At 61.8% G+C, this 23,752-nt stretch carries 23 protein-coding genes and 2 pseudogenes; 8 read left to right on the forward strand and 17 right to left on the reverse strand.

All coding sequences use genetic code 11. The annotated features are described in order from the left end of the window. Positions 1 to 115: 115 nt before the first annotated feature. The 9 genes and pseudogenes from GAK28_RS02700 to GAK28_RS02740 form a co-directional block, all read right to left on the reverse strand. Entirely contained in the window at positions 116 to 667 is a 552-nt protein-coding gene (locus tag GAK28_RS02700; protein WP_291774753.1) for a lipocalin family protein, read from the reverse strand. Between the two features lie 18 nt (positions 668 to 685). Next, positions 686 to 1,708: pseudogene (locus GAK28_RS02705) on the reverse strand (class I SAM-dependent methyltransferase). An 87-nt stretch (positions 1,709 to 1,795) separates the two neighbouring features. Then, a pseudogene (locus GAK28_RS02710) lies at positions 1,796 to 2,566 on the reverse strand (DUF1295 domain-containing protein); the annotation flags it as partial. Next, positions 2,563 to 3,120 carry a DUF2878 domain-containing protein gene (locus GAK28_RS02715; protein ID WP_291774756.1) on the reverse strand — a complete coding sequence of 186 codons (558 nt, stop codon included), beginning with the start codon at positions 3,118 to 3,120 and terminating at the stop codon, positions 2,563 to 2,565. The gene GAK28_RS02715 and the pseudogene GAK28_RS02710, both read right to left, overlap by 4 nt. Next, the gene (locus GAK28_RS02720; RefSeq protein WP_291774758.1) at positions 3,120 to 4,382 is read right to left on the reverse strand and encodes a cyclopropane-fatty-acyl-phospholipid synthase family protein; all 1,263 of its coding nucleotides are present in this window, start codon (positions 4,380 to 4,382) and stop codon (positions 3,120 to 3,122) included. The genes GAK28_RS02715 and GAK28_RS02720 overlap by 1 nt, the downstream gene beginning before the upstream one ends. Beyond that, positions 4,379 to 5,185 carry a DUF1365 domain-containing protein gene (locus GAK28_RS02725; RefSeq protein WP_291774760.1) on the reverse strand — a complete coding sequence of 269 codons (807 nt, stop codon included), beginning with the start codon at positions 5,183 to 5,185 and terminating at the stop codon, positions 4,379 to 4,381. The genes GAK28_RS02720 and GAK28_RS02725 overlap by 4 nt, the downstream gene beginning before the upstream one ends. After that, positions 5,182 to 6,456, reverse strand: a complete 1,275-nt coding sequence (locus GAK28_RS02730) for an FAD-dependent oxidoreductase (protein ID WP_291774763.1) — start codon at positions 6,454 to 6,456, stop codon at positions 5,182 to 5,184. The genes GAK28_RS02725 and GAK28_RS02730 overlap by 4 nt, the downstream gene beginning before the upstream one ends. 1 nt (position 6,457) lies before the next feature. Beyond that, positions 6,458 to 7,408 carry an acyl-CoA desaturase gene (locus GAK28_RS02735; protein ID WP_291774766.1) on the reverse strand — a complete coding sequence of 317 codons (951 nt, stop codon included), beginning with the start codon at positions 7,406 to 7,408 and terminating at the stop codon, positions 6,458 to 6,460. 58 nt (positions 7,409 to 7,466) lie between these two features. After that, a complete protein-coding gene (locus GAK28_RS02740; protein WP_291774769.1) occupies positions 7,467 to 8,000 on the reverse strand; it encodes a hypothetical protein in 534 nt (177 codons plus the stop codon). A gap of 1,079 nt (positions 8,001 to 9,079) precedes the next feature. Between GAK28_RS02740 and flgE the strand changes: the two genes are divergently transcribed. From flgE to GAK28_RS02755, 3 genes are all read left to right on the forward strand, one after another. Further along, complete coding sequence (gene flgE / locus GAK28_RS02745; protein ID WP_291774772.1) at positions 9,080 to 10,309, forward strand: flagellar hook protein FlgE; 1,230 nt, start codon at positions 9,080 to 9,082, stop codon at positions 10,307 to 10,309. A 152-nt stretch (positions 10,310 to 10,461) separates the two neighbouring features. After that, positions 10,462 to 11,826 (forward strand): flagellar filament capping protein FliD, encoded by a 1,365-nt coding sequence (gene fliD / locus GAK28_RS02750; RefSeq protein WP_291774775.1) that lies wholly within the window; start codon positions 10,462 to 10,464, stop codon positions 11,824 to 11,826. 281 nt (positions 11,827 to 12,107) lie between these two features. Then, positions 12,108 to 12,563 (forward strand): hypothetical protein, encoded by a 456-nt coding sequence (locus tag GAK28_RS02755; protein WP_291774778.1) that lies wholly within the window; start codon positions 12,108 to 12,110, stop codon positions 12,561 to 12,563. Positions 12,564 to 12,582: 19 nt separating this feature from the next. On the opposite strand, the gene GAK28_RS02760 is transcribed toward GAK28_RS02755, so the two are convergent. The 6 genes from GAK28_RS02760 to GAK28_RS02785 all read right to left on the reverse strand — a co-directional run bounded on the left by GAK28_RS02760 (position 12,583) and on the right by GAK28_RS02785 (position 17,880). After that, on the reverse strand, positions 12,583 to 13,539 hold the full coding sequence (locus GAK28_RS02760) for an MASE1 domain-containing protein (RefSeq protein WP_291774781.1): 957 nt from the start codon (positions 13,537 to 13,539) through the stop codon (positions 12,583 to 12,585). A 309-nt stretch (positions 13,540 to 13,848) separates the two neighbouring features. Next, the gene (locus GAK28_RS02765; protein WP_291774784.1) at positions 13,849 to 14,097 is read right to left on the reverse strand and encodes a hypothetical protein; all 249 of its coding nucleotides are present in this window, start codon (positions 14,095 to 14,097) and stop codon (positions 13,849 to 13,851) included. A gap of 522 nt (positions 14,098 to 14,619) precedes the next feature. Continuing rightward, positions 14,620 to 15,627, reverse strand: a complete 1,008-nt coding sequence (cydB, locus tag GAK28_RS02770; RefSeq protein ID WP_291774786.1) for a cytochrome d ubiquinol oxidase subunit II — start codon at positions 15,625 to 15,627, stop codon at positions 14,620 to 14,622. Between the two features lie 5 nt (positions 15,628 to 15,632). Continuing rightward, positions 15,633 to 17,051 (reverse strand): cytochrome ubiquinol oxidase subunit I, encoded by a 1,419-nt coding sequence (locus GAK28_RS02775; RefSeq protein WP_291774789.1) that lies wholly within the window; start codon positions 17,049 to 17,051, stop codon positions 15,633 to 15,635. A 185-nt stretch (positions 17,052 to 17,236) separates the two neighbouring features. Continuing rightward, complete coding sequence (locus GAK28_RS02780; protein ID WP_291774792.1) at positions 17,237 to 17,641, reverse strand: DUF202 domain-containing protein; 405 nt, start codon at positions 17,639 to 17,641, stop codon at positions 17,237 to 17,239. Between the two features lie 56 nt (positions 17,642 to 17,697). Further along, positions 17,698 to 17,880 (reverse strand): hypothetical protein, encoded by a 183-nt coding sequence (locus GAK28_RS02785; RefSeq protein ID WP_291774795.1) that lies wholly within the window; start codon positions 17,878 to 17,880, stop codon positions 17,698 to 17,700. A gap of 240 nt (positions 17,881 to 18,120) precedes the next feature. Here GAK28_RS02785 and GAK28_RS02790 point away from each other — a divergent pair, with 240 nt between their 5' ends. Next, positions 18,121 to 18,459 carry a hypothetical protein gene (locus GAK28_RS02790; protein ID WP_291774798.1) on the forward strand — a complete coding sequence of 113 codons (339 nt, stop codon included), beginning with the start codon at positions 18,121 to 18,123 and terminating at the stop codon, positions 18,457 to 18,459. A gap of 160 nt (positions 18,460 to 18,619) precedes the next feature. Then, on the forward strand, positions 18,620 to 18,961 hold the full coding sequence (locus GAK28_RS02795) for a helix-turn-helix transcriptional regulator (protein ID WP_291774801.1): 342 nt from the start codon (positions 18,620 to 18,622) through the stop codon (positions 18,959 to 18,961). Positions 18,962 to 19,528: 567 nt separating this feature from the next. On the opposite strand, the gene GAK28_RS02800 is transcribed toward GAK28_RS02795, so the two are convergent. Both GAK28_RS02800 and GAK28_RS02805 read right to left on the reverse strand, forming a co-directional pair. Continuing rightward, complete coding sequence (locus GAK28_RS02800; protein WP_291774803.1) at positions 19,529 to 19,948, reverse strand: hypothetical protein; 420 nt, start codon at positions 19,946 to 19,948, stop codon at positions 19,529 to 19,531. After that, complete coding sequence (locus tag GAK28_RS02805) at positions 19,949 to 20,428, reverse strand: HlyD family efflux transporter periplasmic adaptor subunit (RefSeq protein ID WP_291774806.1); 480 nt, start codon at positions 20,426 to 20,428, stop codon at positions 19,949 to 19,951. It lies immediately after the preceding gene. A 374-nt stretch (positions 20,429 to 20,802) separates the two neighbouring features. Between GAK28_RS02805 and GAK28_RS02810 the strand changes: the two genes are divergently transcribed. Genes GAK28_RS02810 through GAK28_RS02820 form a run of 3 tightly spaced genes read left to right on the forward strand, consistent with a single transcriptional unit; the run spans position 20,803 to position 23,703 of the window. Then, positions 20,803 to 21,624, forward strand: coding sequence for a MipA/OmpV family protein (locus GAK28_RS02810; protein ID WP_291774809.1), 822 nt, complete (start codon positions 20,803 to 20,805; stop codon positions 21,622 to 21,624). Continuing rightward, entirely contained in the window at positions 21,621 to 22,307 is a 687-nt protein-coding gene (locus GAK28_RS02815; RefSeq protein WP_291774811.1) for a response regulator transcription factor, read from the forward strand. The genes GAK28_RS02810 and GAK28_RS02815 overlap by 4 nt, the downstream gene beginning before the upstream one ends. Continuing rightward, positions 22,276 to 23,703, forward strand: a complete 1,428-nt coding sequence (locus GAK28_RS02820) for a HAMP domain-containing sensor histidine kinase (RefSeq protein WP_291774813.1) — start codon at positions 22,276 to 22,278, stop codon at positions 23,701 to 23,703. Before GAK28_RS02815 ends, GAK28_RS02820 begins: the two co-directional genes overlap by 32 nt. Positions 23,704 to 23,752 lie beyond the last annotated feature (49 nt).

Consider the following 23,752-nt stretch of genomic DNA (forward strand, 5'->3'; position numbering starts at 1 on the left):
TGATCGGGGCGCATCATACCGGCATCGACGCAGTCGTAACGTGAGCCTCCAAAAGGCGTTACCAGCTATACGGATGCGGCGTGGTTTTGGATGCACGAATGCCGTCGGCCGCCGATCATTCGGCCTTGGGCTCGGGCCACTGCTGGGGCACGCGCTTCAAGGCCTGGCTGTCGTAGCCCATCTCCACAACGCGCGCGGCCAGGGCCTTGTAGTCGGCATCGGACACCGTTGGCGTCCTCGCCATCACCCATACGTAGTCGCGCTTGTCGCGAGCGACGATGACGAATCGATACTCAGGGTCGATCCAGGCGATGACGTACTGGGCCTTGATGGGCCAGATGAACTGCATGCCCCAGACGGCATTGCGGGTCTCGGGATGCGCGAAGCCCGTGGCGTGCATGGTCTTGAGGGCGCCACTGGCGTTGTCCTTCCGGTAGCGGAAGGTCGTCTCGACGGTGCCGTCGGGCGCCATCCGATAGGACTCGATGGCATTGGTGGCCCCCTTTTCGAAACGGCTCGGGATGGACGCGATGACGTACCAGTCGCCCATGTAGCGGGCCATGTCGACATGCGATGCCCGTGGCACCGTGGGGGCAGTGGCTGAACAGGCGGCCAGCGGAAGGATGGCGAAGGCCATCCTTCCCAGGCGTGACACGAGAGAGGTCATGACGTGAGGCCCTCCGCTTCAGGATTGCTGGACAAACCGGTAGTGCGCCACCATCCATTCCTGGCCGTGGGCATACCCGAAGAGTTCGGCACAGGACATCCAGAACATGCGCCAGCGGTGAAACCACAGGCGGCCCAGCGCCGTCGAGCCATAGGCTTGGGACAGAATCGTCATCACCTCGTCGTGGTGGCGATCCTGGTTGGCGAGCCAGGCGTTGGCGGTGCGCTCATAGTGCGTGCCATCGACCAGCCACTGCTGGTCGATGCGCAGATCCCGTTGGAACCAGAGCAGGGTGTCGGCGGCGGGCATCATGCCGCCGGTAAAGAAGTGCCGTCCCATCCAGTTGTCATCGCCGTCCGTCTCGAACAGATAGGCCGATTGACGATGAACGAAGATATGGACGAACAGGACGCCTTCAGGGCGCAACCACGTCGCGATACGCCCCATCAAGACCTCGTGGTTGCGCACGTGCTCGAACATCTCGACACTCACGCACCGATCGAACTGCGCCTGTGGCAACGCCAGCGCATTGATGTCACACGTCAGTACCTGGATGTTGGAAAGGCCACGACGCAAGGCCTCGGATTCGATATGGGCGCGTTGCGAATGGGAGTTCGACACGGCGGTGATACGCGAATGGGGATACTGCTCGGCCATCCACAAGGTCAGCGAACCCCAGCCACATCCCAGTTCCAGGATGTCCTACCCATCCGCCAGTTGTGCTCGCTCGGCATAGCGTTCGAGCATGGCCTGTTCGGCCTGGTCCAGGGTTTCGGTACCGGTCGCGAAATAGCACGACGAGTACTTCAAACGGGACCCCAGGCATTGCTGAAAGAACGCCGTGGGCACTTCGTAATGCTGCGTGTTCGCTTCTTCGGTATGCACGGCCAGGGGTGCCCTGGTCAGTGATTGGATCAGCGCCTGGTGACGCGCCAGTTCGGCTTCGGCGCCACCTTGTTTGCAGGCGTCGAGGCGCTGTTCGCACAGGCGGCGGATGCCCCGTCGAATCAGTGCATCGGGAACCAGGCCTCGCTCGGCCATGCCGAGCAGTCCCGGTGCGGCGCGATCGGCGGCCAAGGCCTGCAGGTCAGCGACGGTCGTGTTCATGGGCGTCTCCAGCGGCAGATGAGGGGGAGGGAACCACGGAATCAGCATGGGGGTGGTTCGCTGGTAGTCGCGGTAGTCTTCGCCACGCGAACGCAGCGCCTGGGCTTCGGTGAACGGAATGCCGCTGACCCAGCGCAAAAAGGCGTACATGACGATCGGCCCCGACCACGCGAGCCACCACAGGGGTGAACCGATGGCGAGGACGACATAGGCAAACCAATGCAGCCATTCGAAGAAGTAGTTCGGATGGCGCGAGTAACGCCAGAGCCCGCCACGGAATGTCTTGCCGCGCTGGGTGGCGTCGGCTCGATGTCGAGCGAGCTGGCGGTCGGCCATGGATTCGCCGATGACACTGGTCAGCCAGATGAGAAACGCAAGCGGCATCCCGATCGAAAAAGAGGATGGGTTTGCCGCCGCTGCCATGAAAGGCAGCGCGAACAGCAGCACGATGAGGGCCTGGCCCTGGAAGAACGCGAAGAATTTTCCCTGGTTCCCCTGCCAGTGCTCGCGCAGGTAACGATACCGGCCATCCTCGCCTTCGCTCCTCACGCGATGCCAAAGGTGCACGGCAAGACGAGCGGCCCACAGGCAGCCCATGCCGCCCGTCAGGAGTCGCGGCAGCGTGGCACCGCTTCCGCTTCCCGCCATCAGCAGCGCCGCGATTCCCAAGCCGCTGGCCCAGAGCACGTCGACGATGCCTGCGTTCCGGTGTTTGCGCTGCCACAGCCATCCGGCGGTCATGAGCACGACCATCACCGCGGCAAGCAGGAGCATGGTCTGGAGCGGAGTCATGAAGGCCTCGCCATCGGTTGCATGCTCGCCAGTCCCGCCATGTGGGCAAGCACGGGCAGCGCAATGCCCCAGGTCACCGCAAGCCACGCAACCGCGAGGTGAGGAGGCTGCGGCAGCATGACTGCCATCCAGCCGTGGGCGGCACCGAGGTAAGCCAGGGGTGCGCCGATGGCACCCAGCACGGCCGCCCAGACCGGGCGGAAACGGATGAATGACAAGGACCGGCGAAGGGTCGTGGCGAAACATAGCCACAGCATCAGGATCCAAGCCGGAGCGCCTCCTGGAGGCAATGACGGCGAGGGCGAGGCGTAGCGCCACCAGCCCAGTATGGCGGGCACACCGTCGACCACCAGGGCGAACAACACCGCCATGCCGAGCAAGCGGCATTCACCCGCGATATGGCCGGAGAATGCGACCTGCACGATCACGAACAGCGCACCCGCCAGGAGCGGCCACTCCGGTGCGCCACGAGCTGCGCCAATGACTAGGGCAAACCACAGCACCTGATAGCCAACCAGGTTGACCCACTTCATGGCGGGCGACGGCGTTTCCATCACGCGGTCCATCGGCCCGCCATAGGACGTGCTTGCGGCTTCGCCAGGAGTAGATGCGAGACCCCGATGGAGCATTCGAGGAATCCGCCCTCGCAGTAGGCGAGGTAGAACTCCCAAAGTCGAATGAAGCGATCGTCGAAGCCCTGGTGGCGGACATCGTCCAGGCGCGCGAGAAAGCGTTGTCGCCATGCATTCAACGTGCGTGCGTACGACAGGCCGAAGTCTTCCAGATGCACCAGGGCAAGGTCGCTGGCCTGGGTCTTGGCAGCCAGCATCGCGTTGACCGACGGAATGAAGCTGCTCGGGAAGACATAGCGCTTGATGAAATCGACGGAACGCAGGGCTTGCTCGTAGCGATGGTCTTCGATGGTGATGGCCTGGATGAGCGCCTGCCCCTCGGGTGTGAGCAAGTCGCCCACCTTGGCGAAGTAGGTCTCCATGTAGCTGGCGCCGATAGCCTCGATCATCTCGATGGAGACGAGCCGGTCGAAGGAGCCTTGAAGGTCGCGATAATCCTGTTGAAGCAGCGTCACACGGTCCTGCAGCCCGGCATTCGCCACGCGCTCGCTGGCAAGCTGAAACTGTTCGGCCGAGATGGTCGTGGTGGTGACGTGGCAGCCGTAGCGCGATGCGGCATGCACGGCAAAGCCACCCCAGCCCGTACCGATTTCCACCACACGCATCCCGGGGCGTAGCCCCAGCTTCTGGCAGATGACGTCCAGTTTCCGGACGGAGGCCATGCCCAGCGTGTCGGTCTCTTCCGTCCAGAGGGCGGACGAGTACATCAGGTCGTCCGAAAGGAACAGGCTGAAAAAGTCGTTGCCGAGATCGTAGTGCGCGGCGATGTTCCGGCGGCTGCCATCCCGGGTGTTTTCCCGCAGCGCATGCCATGCGCGCATCGCCATGCCGCCCCAGCGGGCCAGGCTGGTTTCCATGCCGTCGAGCAGGTCGCGGTTGCGGACCAGCAGGCGGATAAGTCCGACGAGGTCATCGCATCGCCAATAGCCTTCGATGAACGCTTCGGCGGCTCCCACGCTCCCGTGGGTTGCCAGGAGTCGGTAGAAGCGCAGGTCCGCGATGTCAATATGGATGGGCGAGGGGGCTTTCCCCAATACCTCCGTTCCCAGCGCATCCCGGACCACCAGGCTGCCATGATCGATCGCGGCAAGCGTGGCGAGCAGTTGCCGACGAAGAAAGCGATCCATGGCCGATATGCCGGACGCACGCGCACCCAGGGGAGCGTTCTTGATGAGTTCGTTCATGGCGTGTCTCCGGGCACGCGCCCGTGATGGGCATCGACCGCGGGGCGCTTGCCCGGATGGTCGTGCACGGGGGTTTTCTTGAGCCACAGGCGCAGCGCCTGCCAATGAATGGCACCCACGATCTGCATCGTCATCAGGGGGTAGCGCCACAGCACACGGGCCAGGGACGCACCTGTCAGTGGACGGCGCACCAGGGCCAGCGTGGCGTCGAATTCGCAGGCGTCCTCCCGGTGCACGTTCATATGCACGCGGAGGTCGTCGGCCGGTGTCGTAAAGCGCCAGTCGTAGTGGCGTTCCATGGCCATGAACGGCGAGACGTGGAAATCCTTGTCGAATCCCCAGGCCATGGCACGCCCGCTATGGGCCGCTCGCGCCACGGGCAGCACGTAGGCGTGACGCTCGTTCCATGGCGTGTTGGTGATTTCCGCCACGATGGTGTCGAGGGTGGTGCCGTCTTCCGCGTAGCAGTAGTAGAAGGTGACGGGGTTGAATACGAACCCCGTATATCGCAGGTGGGCCAGCATCCGGATGGGGCCCGCCGGACGATGCCCGGTATGCGCCTGGACGCGTTCGCGCACGGCATCGGTCAAGGGTTTGTCCGGCGAACCGAGATAGTCGCTCCGTCGCCACTCGGCGAGATTGCGGCGATTCACCGACCAGAACCATCGCCCGCGGAAGACCTCGTCCAGTTCATCCAGATCCAGATACACCTGCGCCATGCGGTAAGTGAAGGCATGGGGATGGGGCAGGTGGCGGCGATGCGTGACACTGCCTTCATAGATGGCGCTGTTGAGCGGTTTCATGCCAGCGCGCTCCCGAAAGCTCCAGCGGTTTCGGCGCAGCGTTGCAGGCCGGCTACTACCTCCATGGCGCTGCGCATGCCATCTTCGTGGAAACCCCAGCCCCAGTACGCCCCGGCGAACCACGTGCGCCGAACACCCTGGATCTGCGCCTTGCGCTGCTGGGCACGCACCGTGGCTTCGGTATAGATCGGGTGTGCGTAGGTCATGCGGCGAAGGATGTGTCGCTGATCGATGCTTGCCGTCTGGTTCAGGCTGACGATGAAGGGCCGGGGAGAGGTGATGCCCTGGAGCAGGTTCATGCAGTAGCTGACCGTGCACTGCTGGCCGGGCGATGCGGGGACGTGGGCATTCCATGCTGCCCATGCCTTTCGATGGCGGGGCAATACGCTCGCGTCGGTATGAAGCACGGTGTCATTGACCTGATACGGGATCGCCCCGAGGATGTCCCGCTCCGCGTCACTCGCATCGCCCAGGATTCCCAGCGCCTGGTCGCTATGATAGGCGAAAACCACCTGATCGAAGGTTTCCTCGCCGTCGGCCGAGCGCAATCGCACGCCGTGGTCGTCGCGGACGACGGCATTTACCGGGCAGGACAGGCGCTCGCTGACACGCCAGCGCTTTCGCATCGCCTCGATATAGGTACGAGAGCCACCCTTGACGACCTGCCATTCCGGGCGCTCGTCGACCTGGAGCATCTGGTGGTTGGCCATGAAGCGCACCAGGTACTGCACCGGGAATTTCAGTATTGTCTCCGCGGGCGAGGACCATAGTGCCGAGGCCATGGGCACCAGGTGCTCGTCGCGAAACGCGTTGCCGTAGCGATGGTTGGCCAGGTAATCCCCGAGGCTTGGGCCTGGGCCCGCATCGTCCAATACCGCAGGCGCTTCCTTGTAGAAGCGCAGCAGGTCCCTCACCATGCCGATGAATCTCGGGGAAAACAGATTGCGCCGCTGGCAGAACAAGGTGTCGAGCGTGGCGGCGTTGTATTCCAGGCCGGAGGCGGCGTTCCGCACAGAGAAACTCATGGTCGTCGGTTGCGACGCTACGCCGAGCTCGTCGAAGAGCTGGTGGAGCAGGGGATAGTGCGCGGGATTGTGGACGATGAATCCCGTGTCGATCCGGTAGTGAACCCCATCCATGTCGATATCGTGGGTATGGGTATGCCCACCTAGATAGTCGTTGGCCTCAAACAGCACGACATCATGTGCCTGCCCGAGGCGCCATGCACAGGCAAGTCCCGAAATGCCCGAACCGATGATGGCGATACGCATGTCAGCGCCTCGCTTTTGCGTGCACCCACGCCGGCACGGGCTTTACGTCCCACACCAGTCCCATGGCCTGCATCAGCTTGAGGCCGTACCAGGTCAGGTCGACTTCCCACCAGCGGAAACCCTGGCGTGCGGAGCCGGGGTAGAAGTGATGGTTGTTGTGCCATCCCTCGCCAAAGGTCAGCAGCGCGAGCCAGAGGTTATTGCGGCTGTTGTCGCGCGTCTTGAAGCGCTGCGAGCCGAACTGGTGGGCGAGGGAGTTGATGGTCACTGTGGCGTGGAAAAGCACGATGGTCGAGATGAAAAAGCCCCAAACAAGCATCTGCGGCCCCGTGGTACCCCACGAGGGCAGATACGCCTGCAAGGCCACGCCAAGTGCGTACAACGCCACGGCCAGCGCCACGGGCACCATCAGGTCGTAGCGGTCCAGCCAGCGAAGTTCGCGATAGTTGCGAAGGTCCGGCAGGCGATCCAGGTGGGTGGCGAAGGCCGTAGGGGTCAGGAACCATCCGGCGTGGCTCCACAGGAACCCGTGGACGCTTGGCGAGTGAGGGTCTTGGGGCATGTCCGCATGGATATGGTGGTGGCGATGGTGCGCGGCCCACCACAGCGGGCCACGCTGGACACAGGCAGCCCCGATCACGGCGAAGATGAACTGGACGACGCGCGAGGTCCGGAAGGTGCGGTGCGAGAAATAGCGGTGGTAGAAGCCCGTCAGGGCGAACATTCGGACGGCGTAGAGCAGGCCGGCCGTAACGATCGCTACCGGGGAGACGCCCACCCAGATGACGGCAACGCAAGCCAGATGCATGGCGATGAACGGGACGGCGCGCACCCAGTCGATCCGCTGGTCGTCGAGCGAAGGCGGAGCCGCCTGGCCATCGAACCATAGCCGAAGGCTGCCCAGGCGGCGCCTTGACGACGCGGCGGAGGAAGCGGGCGCACTGGGGAGCATCGGGAATTCCTCGGCCGGTCTTGAATAGGCTTACGTGGAATTTGTCCCATCGGATGCATCACGGAGAACACTTCGTCACCAATGGCGTGCTACGAGCCTGCGCCACGTCCGCCTCGGACGCCGGAGGAAGATCGTCTTTTGGCGGAAATACGATGCGAACCTTTTGATTTTCGCCGTCGTTGTCCTTGATGTTGCTCAGGCCGGCGAACTGCACCAGCCGGTGGTCGGTAGCGGTGTAGGTGAGGGTGATCGTGGGCGCCAGCGCGCCCAACCAGCCGCTCAACGCCATGCGAAACTGCCGGAATTGCGGATCGGACGAGGGGGTGGGTTTGATGTTCAGGCGCAGATCGCCCAGCCGACTCGGCACCACGAAGTACGCGCTGGTGCCTTCGGGACGATTGAGTTCGGCCCAGTGCGCGCGCACGAACTCGTCGAAACCGGCATCGACAACGGTATCGGGACGTACCTCGAGGGTGGCCGAGTCGGGACGCTTCGCGCTGCCCTTCCGCACGGTGACGGTCAGGCGGCCATGGTCCGCCTTCACCGACTCCCGGTAGCCTGTTCGCGCGTCCTCGAACGTGAACTGGGGCATCCATGGCGGCGTCCCATACTGGACTTCCTTTCGTCCGAACGCGCGTCCGTCGGGGCACCGGTAGAGCACAAGCCGCTCCCGATGCCCGGGGCCGTCCACCACCCAGTGCTCCTCCCGATACCGGACCGACTCGGTGCCGATGGCATAGGCGACCCCGGTGTAGTGGGATGAGGTCTCCTGTGCGGCAAGGGGCGCACTCCCGCACAAGGCAAGCACGAGTGCGCAAGAGGCGCGGAAGGCGTCGCTGGGCCGGCATGACATCGGGACAAAGCTTCCCAGGGAAAGGGCGATAGTGTCTCCCTGGTTTCTACGTCACGAATCCGGGTTTGGATGCACCTTGCGGCTCTGGCCATGCGAAAGGTGCCGGACAACGGATGAAGCTAGCACCAGGGGCCTGCGCGTCTTATCAGTGATGTGCCTCGGGAGAGGCAACCAACCGGTGATCCCCATCGCCGATAGAGGGGCCGGGGCGACAGTTGATGAGGCGAACGGCCTCCTGGCCCTTGACGATGCGCGGTAGGCAGCTGCCGCCGTGGGAGCAGAAAGACTCTCCCTCGGGCGTCGTCCGCGAAATGTCCACGGGCACCGTCTGACCTTTCTTCCAGGAAATCTTCATATCGTCGGTGACGGGGCGAAGTATTTTCGCCCGGCAATCCGGGGCGGCGGCAGCTTGGGCCTGAGTTAACGAGAACAGCGCCAGTAGCGCGACAAGTGTGCAGGCAGATATTTGGCGCATTCTGTTTTCCTCATTGACGACGATTTGGTGATGAAGATTGACCGGAAATGGAGCCTGTATGGATTTTTGATGGAGAAAGCTTCTCTTTTGGCGACAAGCAGTTATGTCAGTTGATGTTGATCTCGGCCTTGAGTATGTTCGCCTCCGTCGAGTGAACGGAATTCGTATTTTTTGTATGGCGTCGAGATTCTGACGCCTGATAAAGATCGATACCTTCGCTCGTGGACAGGTGTGATGGGTCGGAGCTTCCGGCATGGGCAGAAATCATGAGTGAGTCGTCCGTTACCGCGGACATCTCGCTTATCCACAATGCGTACTGCTTTAGCTTCGTAGGGAGCCTTCTATGCCGTTCCACATCGCCCTCAGTGGTATCACTGCGGCGTCTTCCGACTTGGAAGTCACCGCGAACAACATCGCCAACGTCAATACCGTGGGTTTCAAGGGCTCGCGTGCCGAGTTCTCGCAGGTCTATTCGGTGGCCGGTGAAAACCTTTCGGCTACGGCAGCTGGCGGTGGTGTACGCCTGACGAACATCGCCCAGCAATTCGGCGCGGGTAACCTCACGCAGACGGGCAACTCGTACGACTTCGGCATCAGCGGCGCCGGGTTCTTCACGTTGCGCGATGGCGCTGGCTATTCGTACAGCCGCGCGGGCAATTTTCATCCGGATGCAAACGGCAACGTCGTCAATGCCACCGGCCAGCACGTGCAGGTATATCCGCCCATCGCCGGCGGTACCGGGTTCGATATTTCCAGCCTTACCGATCTGAAAATCACCACGGGCTCCGCACCGGCCAAGCCCAGCGCCAACATCGGCATGACCGCCAACCTGCCGGCCAACGCCAAGGCGCCCACCGGTGGTGCGTTCGATCCCACCAAGGCGAACACGTACAACAACTTCTCCACGTTCCAGGCCTACGACTCGCTCGGTGCGACGCACCAGGTGAACGTGTACTACGTGAAGAACGCCACCACGCCGAACACGTGGGACGTGCACATGACCATGGACGGCAATGCGGTCGGCGGCACGCAGCAGATGACCTTCAGTGCGGGCGGTGCCATCACCGCACCGGCGGGCGGCAAACTCAACTTTGGTGCCGCCTCACCGAACCCTGGCGCGGCACCGATCAACCTGACGCTGGACATGAACAAGGTCACCCAGTTCGGTGACGCATTCGCGACGACGGCAGTCACCAACGACGGAAATCCGGCGGGCAAGTTCTCAAAAATCGATGTCGCGAAGGACGGTACGGTCAGCGCCGTGTACTCGAACGGCGCGACCATTCCACTGGGTCAGCTGGCCATCGCCACGTTCTCCAACAACCAGGGACTGCGTCAGCTCAACGACACTAACTGGGTGCCCTCGGCCGAGTCCGGCCAGCCGATTCGTGGTGTAGCTAACTCCGGCAATGTCGGTGTGGTTCAGTCGGGCCAGCTTGAATCGTCGAACACCGCGGATTTGACGGCGCAGCTCGTGAACATGATCAAGGCGCAGCGCAATTATCAGGCGAACGCACAGGTCATCTCCACGAGCGACAAGCTCACGCAGACCATCATCAACATTCGTAGCTGAGCGGTTGGCCCGATCCCGTTCGCGCATGCAAGCGATATAAACCTTGTCAGTTGGCAAGGTAATTGCAGCCCGCCGAATGGCGGTTCCGGACAGGGTCGTCAGTCAAAGCTTTGGCGCCCAGGGCAGGGTGGCGTCCTCAACGGAGAAGTCTCATGGCCACCGGTAACAACGGCATCAAATTGGGTTCCAGTTCCATCGACGTGGCGACGATCGTCAACAGTCTGGTCGCCAATAAAAAGGCGGCATCCCAGAAAGCGCTCGATACCAAGACAGCCGCCCATACCACGAAGATCTCGGCGGTCGGCAACTTCAGCTCAGCCCTGACGGCCTTGCAAAACGCAATGAAGGGCTTTGCCGACGGCAGCGCCTTCAAGTCGCAGAAGGTGGCGGTCGGTGACAATACGATCCTCAATGCCACGGCGGACGCGACGGCCAAGCCAGGCCATTACAACGTGGTCGTCACCCAGCTGGCCGCCGCGCAGAAGACGACGTCGCCCGCCTATGCCGGCGCCACCACGGCGGTCGGCACGGGCAACCTCACGATATCGGTCGGAAAGAAGTCGATGTCGTTCAGCCTCGACGCGACCAACAACAAGCTGCAGAACGTCGCGGACAAGATCAACAACGCCAAGGACAATCCGGGCGTCACCGCAAGCATCGTGACGGGCACCGACGGTGCGCACCTGGTGCTGTCGTCGAGCGCCAGCGGCGCGGCCAATGCCTTCGAGGTCACCTCCAGCGGCGGCGACGGAAAGCTGGCGGCTTTCAACTTCAATCCCGCGACCGATAGCGCCAAGGCGACGACCCAGGCCAAGGATGCACTGTTCACGATCGACGGCACGGAGGCCAGCAGCTCATCCAACACGGCGACCAATGTCATCAGCGGCGTCACCCTTACGCTGGCGAAGAAGGGCGCTAGTACTGTCGAGCTAAGCAACGACCCGGCGACCGTCACGTCGTCGATGAACAGTCTTGTCAGTGCCTATAACTCGTTTGTCGGCACCTATCAGACGCTGACGAAGTACGACCCGACGCATCAGCAAGTGGGTGCCTTGCTCGGTGATGCCACCGTATCGTCCATCAAGTCGCAGGTGGCGAACCTGATCGGGCAACGCGTGTCCGGCAACGGCGCCATCAGCTCGCTCAGCGACCTGGGCGTCGCCTTCCAGGTGGACGGCACGCTGAAGCTCAACGCGACGAAACTCACCAATGCGCTCAGCAACCACCCCGCGAGCGTCCAGAATCTGTTGAGCGGAAGCAACGGCATCGGACCGTCGCTGGACAAGCTGATTTCCGGCTTCACGGGAAGCAACGGCATCGTCACCCAGCGTATCAATAACCTGAACCAGACCAAGAAGAGCCTGGCAGCACAACAGACCACGCTGGACGGCAAGATGACGGAGTACGCCAATCGGCTTACCAAGCAGTACACCGCGTTGGACGCGATGATGACCAAGTTGCAGGGTACGAGTAGTTATCTGCAGCAGCAGTTCAATGCGCTGACCAAGTCCAATTGAGGAGGCGGTGTTTGGCTTTTGGGGATGTGCGAGCGGGTGATCGTTCGCCATCTGAAAGCGGCTGCTTGGTGTGGGTGGTGGGAGCTGGCTAAGCTTATTGCACGATGCTGCCGCGCAAATTCGGCAGGCTGGTTAACCACGGAAACGAAGCGCTGGTCGCACACCGCCTACTGACGTACTGCCGCTTTTCATCGCCTTAGTGACTGGCTCCGGCGCGGTCTATTATTCCTTTCGTGCGTTGGCATTACGCTACGCACTCCACACCAAAAGGAAGAATGGCCATGCGTGTTATTGGAAAGGCGGTGGTGTTGCTGGGCCTGATCGGGGCGTCGAGCGTTGGATTGGCGGAGAGCGTGACGGCGCCGTCCACGGGGTTGGGGCAGTCCTGGCCGAATGCGACGGATGTCAGCACGAGTGTGCGCTACCACGTGTATCGGTTCGAACGGGCGGGCATCCGCTATGTACAGGTCAACGACCTCGGTGGCGCGGTCCGCGGCGCGGTGGCGTCCGCCGGTTCGGACATCTTCAGTCTACCAGTGGGTACCGACGCCAGCCGCTGGATCACCCCCACGGAAGGCGCGTGGACGGATACCGCGATGCGCGGTGGCGAGCCCGTCTACCAGGATGGGACGATGACCGTCACGGCCGCTCCCCAGTCGGACGGCTCGGTTCGCCTGATGGCGGCGCCTGGCGACTGCAAAGGGAACCCCGCCGAGTGCAGTGTTCCACGCCAGTGAGGTCCTGATGGACGTACTTCTACCGCTCCGGCGTGGCCGGAGCGGTGGGGTATGGCAGGCGTTGTGCCGCGCGCGCGCCGACCATCAATGCTCCGGAGACGACCAGCGACAGGATGACCTGGCAATGGATCATGTCCGGATCGAGCAGTACCTGGCTGGTCGCCGCCATGGCAATGCTGGCGCCCATTCCGCCGACGGCCGTCCCGTGCCATCCGTGCCGCCAGGCGAGCATCAGTACGGGCAACAGCATCAGCAGTCGAGCCACTTGGCGGATGGCATCGACCTGTGTGGCGAGCGCCATCCACGCCAACGCTGCCAGGGCCGGGAGGGCCCAGCCCATCGTGTCGCGCAACAGGGGACTGCGCCAAAGGCTTGCCAAGCTCACGCGACCACTGACCTGCATTCGCTCACGTAGGGCAAGCACCACCGGAGTGAGCGTCAATGCACCCAGGTAAGCCCCGAGGACATACGCCCAGAAATACAAAGGCACGGACAGGTCGGGCCACGCGTCGGGCGAACTCAGCAGTGCGGTAACCAGCGTCAGTACGGTCTTGAGGGCGGTGAGGACAGCGCAGCCAAGTGTGGCGCTCAGGAGTACCCCCATGCGTACGCGCCCGTCGGGGGTGAACAGCGACCATCGCGCCAGCATGGGTTTCACCCACCCCATGCACAGGACGATCATCGGTACCGAAGCTGACACCGCCCAGGCGGCGCCGAATTTATCGAGGCAGACGATGGCGTTCTCTACCATGGGCAGACCTTCGCCCACGGCCAGGGCCGGCCAATAGCGCATGGGCAACAGCAGCAGGCATGCCAGGCGCAGCCCAGCCGTCAGGATCCAATGGGAAAACGTGACGTGCCGCGTCACTTCGTAGCAAGCGGCATAGGCGGCGGCGATAGCCACATGTTGGCCCCATGCCTGCCAGTGCATCGCGGTCATGGCGATGCGCTCTTGGTCCCCCGTGCGTCCCTTCACGTGCGTTCCCCGCTGAGGCTGAAGATCCCGAACTGCAGAATGCCACGATTGAAAATGAAAGCGTGAGCATCCCATTAAGCCGGTTTTTGCGCAGGGAATGAAGAATATTGCCGAAATAGCGTGGCGATGACGGGGAAACGCTGGGTTGTTGCTCTCTCGTTGTCCTGTTGGGTCTGGCATCCAGTCAACGCGCAGGGCGATCGACGAGGCTTCTGGCGGGTGGAAGCTGGCAGAAGTCCAGACACAAAAAAGCGGACATGATGTCCGCTTTTTTGATCGTGCCGGATATAGGTCGATCGCTCTTTGTCACTAGGGGGAGGACAAGTCCAGGCCGATCTTCTGGCTAACGGCAAAGGTGGCCAACAACAGGCCCACGAGCGATATCGCGAAGACGACGGCTATGACAGCCACCTTTCCGGCGGTGCGTCGTACCGCGACCCGGTCAATCTGCCGTCCCTTCTTCCCTTGGTCGTAGTGCCACTTGATGGCCAAGAACATGCCCGTACCGAAAACGAGAACCTTGAAAGTGATAAAGGCGATGGGGATCCAGTCCAACATGTTGTATTTCCAGGCTATGGCTTGTTGCTGTCTATCGTGAGGAGCTGCCCCTCAAAACGCTTTTGGTCAGCTCCGTTTTCTATGATCGTTGAGGCGTCGTACTTGAACTTCTTGTGTTATCGACCTTGGAGATCACGACAGCGTTCGTCGGAGTGTTGCGGGCTCTAATCCATGCTAACTAAAAACAATTTCCATACATCGGGACAAATTGTCCCAGCCGAAAGCCATGCAAGGTTTATGTCTCGAGAATCCCTACGAGGTTGTTAATAAGATATTGATGTATATCGATATGTCTGGCGGTCAGCGCGATGTCCGGAATGATATCCCCATGGATTTGCAGCGGGATCGAATACAACGGTGCTCTAAATGAATGCCTGCCACTCGGGGGTATCGGCAGCCGCCGACGCGCTCAGCGAGGCATCAACCACCGAAAAAGCAGCGCCACTATGCCGACCGCTATCACTCCGGCCACATAGAGCATGACAAACCACCGAGCCTCAGCCCATTTCGAGGTCGGGCGCATCAGTGGTAACCCGCATCATCGTGCCGGACCTTTCCACGGAAAACCCAGTAGGAAAGGGCGGTGTAGGAAAGAATGATCGGGATGATGATGGCCGCACCGATCAGCGTGAAGACCTGGCTGGACCGCGGCGCGGAGGCCGTCCACACATCGAGCGACGGTGGCACGAGGTGGGGGAAGATGCTGACAATGAGTCCCGTGTAGCCCAGGAACAGGATCGCCAGGGCGAGCAGGAAGGGCGCATGTTCCCGGCCTCGGCGAAGGCTGATGAAGATGCCAACCACCGCCGCGAGCACCAGGGCAGGGACTGGCATGAAGAAGAACAGGTTGGGCAGGGCGAACCAGCGGGCGGCCACCGCAGGTTGACCAAGCACGGTCCAGAGGCTGATGGCGCCAATGAGCGCGGCCAGAAGGGCGACCAGGGGGCGCATCAGGAGCGCCATGCGCCGCTGTAGCTCACCGTCCGTCTTCATGATCAGCCAGCCGCACGCCAGGGTGGCATAGGTCACCAGCAAGCCCAGGCCGGTGAACAGGCTGAACGGATTGACCCAGTCGAAGGGGCCGCCAGCGTATCGGCCGTCCGACACCGGAATGCCCTGCAGCAACGTGCCGAGAATGACGCCCTGGAAGAACGTGGCCGCCGCGGACCCGGCGATGAAGGCCATGTCCCACACATGCTGGGTGCGGCGCGCCTTGGCGCGGATCTCGAAGGCCACGCCGCGAAAGATCAGGCCACAGAGCATGCCCACGACGGGCAGGTAGGTCGCCGAAAGCAGCACGGCATACGCCAGCGGAAAGACGGCGTAGAGACAGGCACCGCCGAGCACCAGCCAGGTTTCATTGCCGTCCCATACTGGGGCGACGGTGTTGAGCATCACCTGGCGTTCACCCTTTCGATTGAAGAGGGGAAACAACAAGCCGATGCCCAGGTCGAAGCCGTCGAGCACGACGTAGAGGAACACCCCGAACGCGATGATGGCACCCCAGATCATAGGCAGATCGATAGTCATGGGATTCACTCGTCGATGGCGTCGGTGGGGCGGGACAGGGGGCGGTGCGCGAAGCGATCGTGTCCCGCACCGGTGCCTTCTTCTTCACTGTGGGCCGCGTCGTGAAGCGTTTCGGGGCCTTTCGCCATGAGATGCAGCATGTAGTAAATGCCGGTGCCAAATACGAGGAAATACACCACGACGAAGGTGAGCAACGAGGTTCCGACCTGGTTGACGGTGACGGCGGAGGCCGCGTCTTTCGTGCGCAGCACGCCATAGACGACCCACGGTTGCCGACCCGCTTCCGTCGTTACCCAGCCGGCCAGGAGGGCCACCAGGCCGGCCGGGGCCGACAGGAAGACCAGGCGCTGGAACCAGGCCGCGTCATACAAGCGCTTGCCGCGGCGAAGCCACAGGCCCAGGGCGGCGATCAAGAGCATGAGCAGCCCCATCGCGACCATCAGCCGGAAGCTCCAGAAGACCAGCGGCGAATACGGACGATCTTCTTTCGGGAATGATTTCAGGCCCTGGATCTCGCCATCCCAGCTGTGCGTCAGGATGAGGCTTCCAAGATGGGGCACCTTCAAGGCGAAATGCGTGGTCTCCTCGTCCATGTCCGGCCAGCCGAACAGATTGAGGGAAGTGCCGCCGTGTTCCGTATCCCAGAGCCCTTCGATCGCGGCGATCTTCGCCGGCTGGTATTGCCGCGTGTTCAAGCCATGGGCATCGCCGGCGGCAATCTGAAGCGGAACGACGACGAGCAGCATCCAAAGCGCCATCGAGAACGACTTTCGGATGGCGCGATCCTTACGGCCTCGGTGCAGGTGCCAGGCGGCGCAACCGGCCACGATCATCGCCGCGACAACGAAGGCGGCGAGCGCCATATGGACCAGCCGGTAGGGGAACGAGGGGTTGAAGACGATCTTCAACCAGTCCGTCGGCACCACCTTGCCGTTCACCAGATCGAAGCCCTGTGGCGTCTGCATCCAGCTGTTCGAGGACAAGATCCAGAACGTCGAGATGAGCGTGCCGACGGCGACCATGAGCGTCGCGAAAAAGTGGGCGCGCGGACCGACCTTCGTCCAGCCGAAGAGCATGATGCCGAGGAATCCGGCCTCCAGGAAAAACGCCGTCATCACCTCAAAGGCGAGTAGGGGGCCGGTGACTGGCCCAGCTACGGCCGAGAACCCGGCCCAGTTGGTTCCAAACTCGTAGCTCATCACGACGCCCGAGACCACGCCCATGGCGAAACCCACCGCGAAAATCTTGGACCAGAAGAAGAACAGTTGCTTGTAGACGGGCTTTCCGGTGCGCAACCACAGCCCTTCAAGCACGGCCAGAAAACTGGCCAGGCCGATGCTGATGGCAGGGAAAACGATATGGAAGGACACGGTGAAGGCGAACTGCCACCGTGCGAGGAGTAGCGCTTGATCGGGGAGAATCACTTCCGCACCTATGGGGCTGAGCACGTATAGCCAGCGGACGGGTGCGCTTCGTCTAATGCATCGAAGAACGCCCCATCCGTCGTTGTGCGCAACATGGTGCGCCCAGCCATCAGCGAATGGCATGCACCTGCGTCAATGCGCCGTGCGTCAAAGCGACCTGCGTCAAACTGACGTGCGAGGGTGTGCTAGGTGAGTGCCACGATCTGGTGGGCGACGTAGCCGACCAGGAACAACGCCATCACCACGACCAAGGCCGACAGGACCCGTTCCGGCGTGCAGCCGCCATAGTCGTGTTCCGCCGTATCGGCGATGCGCTTGCGGTTTCGCTGATAGCGAATCGTGGCTAGCAAGGTCATCGCGGCACCCAGGCCGATGAGGGCCAAGCCAAGCCATTCGGAAGCTTTGACGTGAAGCGCGTGGTCCGCACGCACGTTGGCGGGTATCGCATAGGCAAGAAAAAGGTTGAACCGTTCCAGCAGGAAGCCGAAGGCCATAACCGCAATCGCCGTTCGAACCCAGGCAAGGTAGGTGCGTTCATTCGCGGCGTGGTCGGTGAAGTGCGGGATCACGGCGAGACGTCTCCTAGGCATGGACCATCGTGAACGGGATATCGATCCGGGTATTCATCCTGGCCCGTTTGGTTTTCTCAGTCGGGTGCCTTGGCCGGCACGAAAGGCGACACGGGGTCACTGGCAGGAAAAGTTTCTTCCAGCGCCTGATCCTGGTTTTCGCTTTCGTGCGTCTTCCGCTCCTTTTCCTGCAAGGGCGACTCTTTGGACGCAGGGGTCTTGTGATCGGGATGGTGAATATCGTGACGGTCGTGATTCATAGCGCTCTCCTGTCGGTTTCGACACTCTTGGATGAACGGCGTGAAGGCAGGGTCGCGGCAGGGTTATGGTCACCCTGTGGCGCGACGGCAAGCGCCTCGCTTATCGATCTTCACACCGCGAGAACATTATGTCCGCGCCCGTAGATGCCCCTCCTTATCCAATGATTTGGTAATCAGCCCCTTGTAGTAAATAGGTGCTGCTGGGCCGCCATATCTGACGGATTGCGCAAGGAGGGTCGCATGGAACCGCACTATCTTGAAGAATCGACCGCTCCTTACATCATGGAGGTGAGATGGACGGATCCGCTCCTGGCCGTTGCGATTCTGCGCTACCGCTCGGCATTCGCCCTGGTCGAAGTTATGGATGCCGCCCGCATGCCCATTGGGACCACGCTGCGAGGGACGTTGCGCTACCGCGGCAAGTCGTTGGTCGAGTTGGTTCGTGAACGTCGTGCGGTGACGTTGATCGTGGAAGCGGTCCAGATGAGCGTACAAGAGGCAGGCGATCTTGTACGGCTTATTCAAAGTGCGAGTGTGCCGGGGATGATGCCCGACGACTGCCCCTTAGCTAATCGTTAGCCCTCCCGGACGAGGTCTGGCACCGGATATCACGCCTCTCGTGGAGACGTTTTCCCCAGCGGAAATGCAGTCGATGTTCATCGGCCGGGTATCGAATCTATGGGTGAATACCAAATGATCTAGTTTTTCACGCCGCGACGTAGCTTAAAAAAATATCCGCATGGCGAAGTCAGTAATGGTCGCAGAATGGATTAAGGCATCCGTGCCAAAGAGGGTTCGGCGAGGGCGGAAGTCACTTTATCGCCCGGAAAACAAGGCGGTCTGGGCGAGTTTCCGCCAGCTTCGCTTGGCGGCAAAACTATCGCAGGAAGACTTCGGGACCAGGCTAGGTCGGAATCAATCGTTCGTTTCAGCGGTGGAGACGGGCGTGGTTCGCCTGGATGCGCTCCAGATACGCGACTGGTGCCAGGCGGCCGGCGTCACGATGGACGTTTGGTTGAAGGTCTTCGAGTCGACGCTATTGATGCACGCGGCGCTCGACAATCCTGGGCCGCAAAGATGAATAGATAATCAGATGAAAAACGTATAACACCCGTTCCGAGTCCTGCGCCAAGCGTGCTGAGTGCGTCTCGGCGATGCACATTTTCGGCAAGGTGTTTTAAGGCGTCTGTAGGCGGGTAAAAGGAAGCTGGAGGCTCTCCGGCTGGGCGCAAACAGGTTCTGGGGTCAGTAACGATGAACCAGGCCGGCGCCCCGTTGTTGTCAAACAAAATAGGACTGCGCCTGGTGTGTCCTGGATGCTGTCGCGGACATTATTCCGTCTAAGGAAGGGTGGGACACGTCGCTTGCGCAGGATTACGCCAGGATTGTCGAAGAAGCTCGGCGGCAACCGCACCCGTTCGAATGCACCATGGGTATACGTATGAAAGTCATCGCGTCAAATGGGACCCTTGCGAACGTGGGGCTTAGTCCTGCGTTAGTCGTCTATTTGACATGGCCAATGATGATGTTGAGGTGGTTTTCGACATCCTTGTGATTGAGCATCGGAGCCAACCAGTGCCTTAGAGGTACAGACCGTCAACTTCAGTACGAAACTCGAAGTTGAGAAGGATATTACTGAGGAGTTGCATCAGTTCGCGCCGGGCGCTCGGATGGCCTGTGCGAGGAGCATTGCCGCTCCAACCACCCGGACCGGATCGCCCTTGGCGAGGAAGGTGGCGCCCGAGGCCACGATGCGTTCGCCGACCTGAAGGCCGGTGAGCACCTCGATGCGATCGCCCAGCCGGCGCCCCAGCGTCACCCGCGTAGCGGGCAGGATGCGAATGACATAACTGGTGCCATCTCGAACTTCGATCACGCTTTGCGGCAATGCCATCACCATGGCTTGGCTTAGTTCGAACTGACCTTGGGCAAACATCCCGGCGCGTGTGCCGGCGTCGTACGGAAGATCCACGACTATGCGGCCGTGGCGGTTGGCCACCTCCACTGACGGGGCAATCACCCGGACTCGGCCGGTGACCACGGTTCCATCGGGCAGCGCGAGGTGCATTCATTGGCCGGGTTTGACCTTGGTCAGGTCAGCGGAAGGGACATCGGCCTGCCACTCCAAACGGCCGCCGCGGATGAGCCGGAACGGCTCTTGCCCGGCGGGCACCACGGCACCCACGGTCGCAGTGCGCGACGAGATGACGTCGTCGTTGGGCTCGAGCACCGCCGTTTGGGCCCGTTGAAGTCGTTGACCGCGCTCCCCGGCTTGCGCGGCCTCAAGGCGCGCGGCTGCGATGCGTTCGGCCGCCAGGTATTGGTCGATCTGCTGGCCTGATAAGGCCGATGTGGTCCGCAGGCGACGCGCCCGCATCACATTGGCCTCGGCCTCTACGAACGCCGCCTTCGCTTCGATCGCTGCTCGACTCTGGGCCAGATCTGTGTCTGCATTCACCCGCGAGAACACCACCAACTGTTGCCCGCGTCGCACCGTGTCGCCGACATCGGCGCGGACTTCCGTGACTCGAAATCCGTTGGGCTCCACGCCGATGATCGCCTCTTGCCACGCCGCGATGTTCCCGCTGGCCGATAAGGTGTCGGGGAAACGTTCTATATGCAGGCGCGTGACGCTTACCGGCAGGGCGGGGCGCGCAACGGGCGCCGGCGGGTGCTCCGTGTGCCCGCTTGGCTAGGTTGGGCAGCAGGCGTGCGCCAGGACGACTAGCACGGCGATGGGCAGGGCAAGCGTTGCCCATAGGTGCTTGCGGGAGGACTTTATGGGGCGCTCCAGGGACAGAATGCGATCGACTATCCCCGGGTGCGACTTTCTCAACGCTTACTGGAAATCGCTCGCTCCGGTAAGTGTTGCGTAAGTCGGGCATCAGGACGATGGCATGGCCTTCCCACTTGGATTTGCCCATGCTCACGCCTCCTCGTTCGTCTCGTCCCGCCCCTCGCATTACGGCCCTGGCCTCGCTTGGCGTGTTGGTGGCGAGTCTTTCGTATGCCAATTCAGTGTTCGCTCAAGAGCCAACCGGCGATGAGCAAGGGGCCCGCTGGTCGGTGGGCGTGGGCGTGCTGAGCATGCAAAAACCCTATGCTGGCATGGGCCGCGACAACATCGCCCTGCCGGTCGTGCAGTTCGAGAACAAGTACATCAATCTGTTCGGTCCCCAACTGGAAGTGAAGCTGCCGCGCTGGACCATCGGTGAATCGCAGCAGATCGAGACCAAATGGGTGGTCAAGTGGGACGGCAGCGGCTACGACAGCAGTGACGCAAAAATCCTCAAGGGCATGCATGATCGCGGCGGCAGCTTCTGGACAGGCCCAAAGGTCGAGTGGAAGACCGGAGTGGTCGATGTCAGCGCCCAATGGCTAGCCGACGTATCCGGCAAGAGCAACGGCCGCGAGGCCAACCTCTCGCTCGAGCGAACCTGGTTTATCGGCGAACGCCTCATGCTCACGCCCCACATCGGGGCAACCTTGCACGACAAGAAATTCGTCAACTACTATTTTGGCGTACGACCGGACGAGGCCTTGCCGGGGCGCCCGGTTTACGAAGGCAAGTCGGTCACGCGAGGGGAGGTGGGCGTGCGTGGCATCTATCTCTTCAACGAGCGCCACGCTGTTTTGGTTGATGTGGTGGCGACATCCGTGGGCAATAGTGTCAAGCGCAGCCCGTTGGTCGACCGGTCGAGTGAGAATCGTGTGATCATGGCCTATACGTACCGTATCCGATGAGCCGCATCCTCTTGGTGGAAGACCATGATCGCCTTGCCGCTCTGATTCAAAAGGGGCTGAGTGGTACGGGGTTCGGGGTCGACATGTGCTTGCGCATCGACCAGGCGTGGTCGGCCTTGCAGCAGGTGCACTATCAGGCGATGGTGCTGGACCGGGGCCTTCCCGACGGGGATGGGTTGACCTTGCTGCTCAGGCTTCGCGCGAGTGGGCAGCGTGTACCGTGCCTGATGCTGACCGCTAGGGATGCCCTCCACGACCGTGTTGAAGGGTTGGACGCAGGCGCCGACGATTACCTGCCCAAGCCCTTTGCGATGGACGAGCTGGTTGCGCGGGTGCGGGCGCTGTTGCGCCGACCGGTCGAGCTGCGATCTGAGCACCCGCAGCACGGGGATCTCCTGCTGCGCGTCGATACCCAGTCGCTGTGTTCTGGCCCCGAATGCGTCTCGCTCGCCCCGGCCGAGCTGCACATCATGCTGGCGCTCATCACCAAGCGCGGCGAGACGGTGCGACGCTCGGCGCTGGAGGCCGCAGCGTGGGGCATTGGCAGTGCAGTCACTCCCAATGCCCTCGATGTGGCCTTGCATCGCATCCGGCGCAAGCTCATTGCCATCGATTCGAATCAGAAAATTGTCAACGCGAGAGGGCTCGGCTATGCGCTTCGCCAAGATGCTCCCACTCCATAGCATCCGGTCCCGCGTCGTTCTCGCCTACGTGGCGGGGACCATCCTGAGCATTGCCCTGTCGGCTGGCGCGGGCTACGCCTTGTTGCAAAGCTCGACCTTTGCCAAAGCGGACGTTGGCGGACTGGCTGAGGATATGGCTCAACGGGTTCAGTTCGACCCATCGGGCCGGCCGGTGAGCCTTGCGATCGACGAGTGCAACCACCTGGCGTGGATTTATGACAGCCTCGGACGGGAGATTGGCTATCGGGTCGTCGACGAGTCAGGCACGCCGGCCTTGGTGTCAGGCGACCAACATACGCTGTGGCCGACCGCGCCGGTGGTGACCATCGGACGACCTAAGTTTGCTTTCGAGCGCAACGGGGTTGCCTTCATCGGTGCAGCCGAGACGATCGTCCACGACGGGCGCACCTGGACGTTCCAATTGGTGGCAACGGACCGCCTCATGACCTTGATGCACCGTGTGGCGATGCCCTTGATAGGTGGAGGCATTCTTGTCTTCAGTATGGTCTTGCTCTGTGCCTTCGCCTTCTTCGCGTTCATCACGTTGCGCTACACCCTGCGGCCACTCCACAGCGTGTCCGAGTCCGCGGCAGCGATTTCTCCCACCGCGCTGAATGCCCGCCTGAGCACCGTTGGGGTGCCCGCCGAAGTCGTGCCACTGGTGCGCAGTTTCAACCGTGCCTTGAGCCGTCTGGAAAGTGGCTACCGAGCCCAACAAGAGTTCTTGGGGCATGCCGCGCACGAGCTGAAAACGCCGCTGGCGCTCATCCGAGCCCAAATTGAGCTGAGCGAGGAAGACAATCCTGGGCGTGCAGCACTCATTGGTGACGTGGATTACATGACCCGCCAAGTACAGCAGCTGTTGGCGCTGGCAGAGGCGAGCGAGGCGTACAACTACCACATCCTCGCCACCAATCTGGCCGACATCGTGCTGGACGCGATGCGATACCTGGACCGGATGAGCACGGATGCCGGCGTGAAAGTCAGCATCAGCGCAGCATGTGCCGATGTGTTCTGGATGGCCGATCGAAGTGCCTTCTTCACGCTGCTTAAGAATCTGCTGGAGAACGCGATCCAGCATTCCCGTCCGCACGGCAAAGTGGATGTCGAGTTGCATGCGGATGCACTGACGATTAGAGACTACGGGCCGGGTGTGTCACCGCAACACTTGCCGCTGCTATTTGACCGCTTTTGGCGCGGTACGCACCGACGGGATCAAGGGGCCGGACTGGGGTTGGCGATCTGCCGCAAGATCGCCGCCGTACACGGGTGGACCCTGACGGCCGAGCCAGCAAGCCCTGGCCTTCGGCTTCGCATCGCACCCGAGGCTGATAAGTCCATCGATGCCATCGACACGCGTCTGAGTCGATTGCTCGACGGTGAGGTGTTCCCATGAGCACCGGAATGCGCTCGGTGAATCCTGTGTCCGCCCTTCCTGCCACGAT

It is taken from the genome of Luteibacter sp. (genome assembly GCF_009912395.1).
GTDB lineage: Bacteria > Pseudomonadota > Gammaproteobacteria > Xanthomonadales > Rhodanobacteraceae > Luteibacter.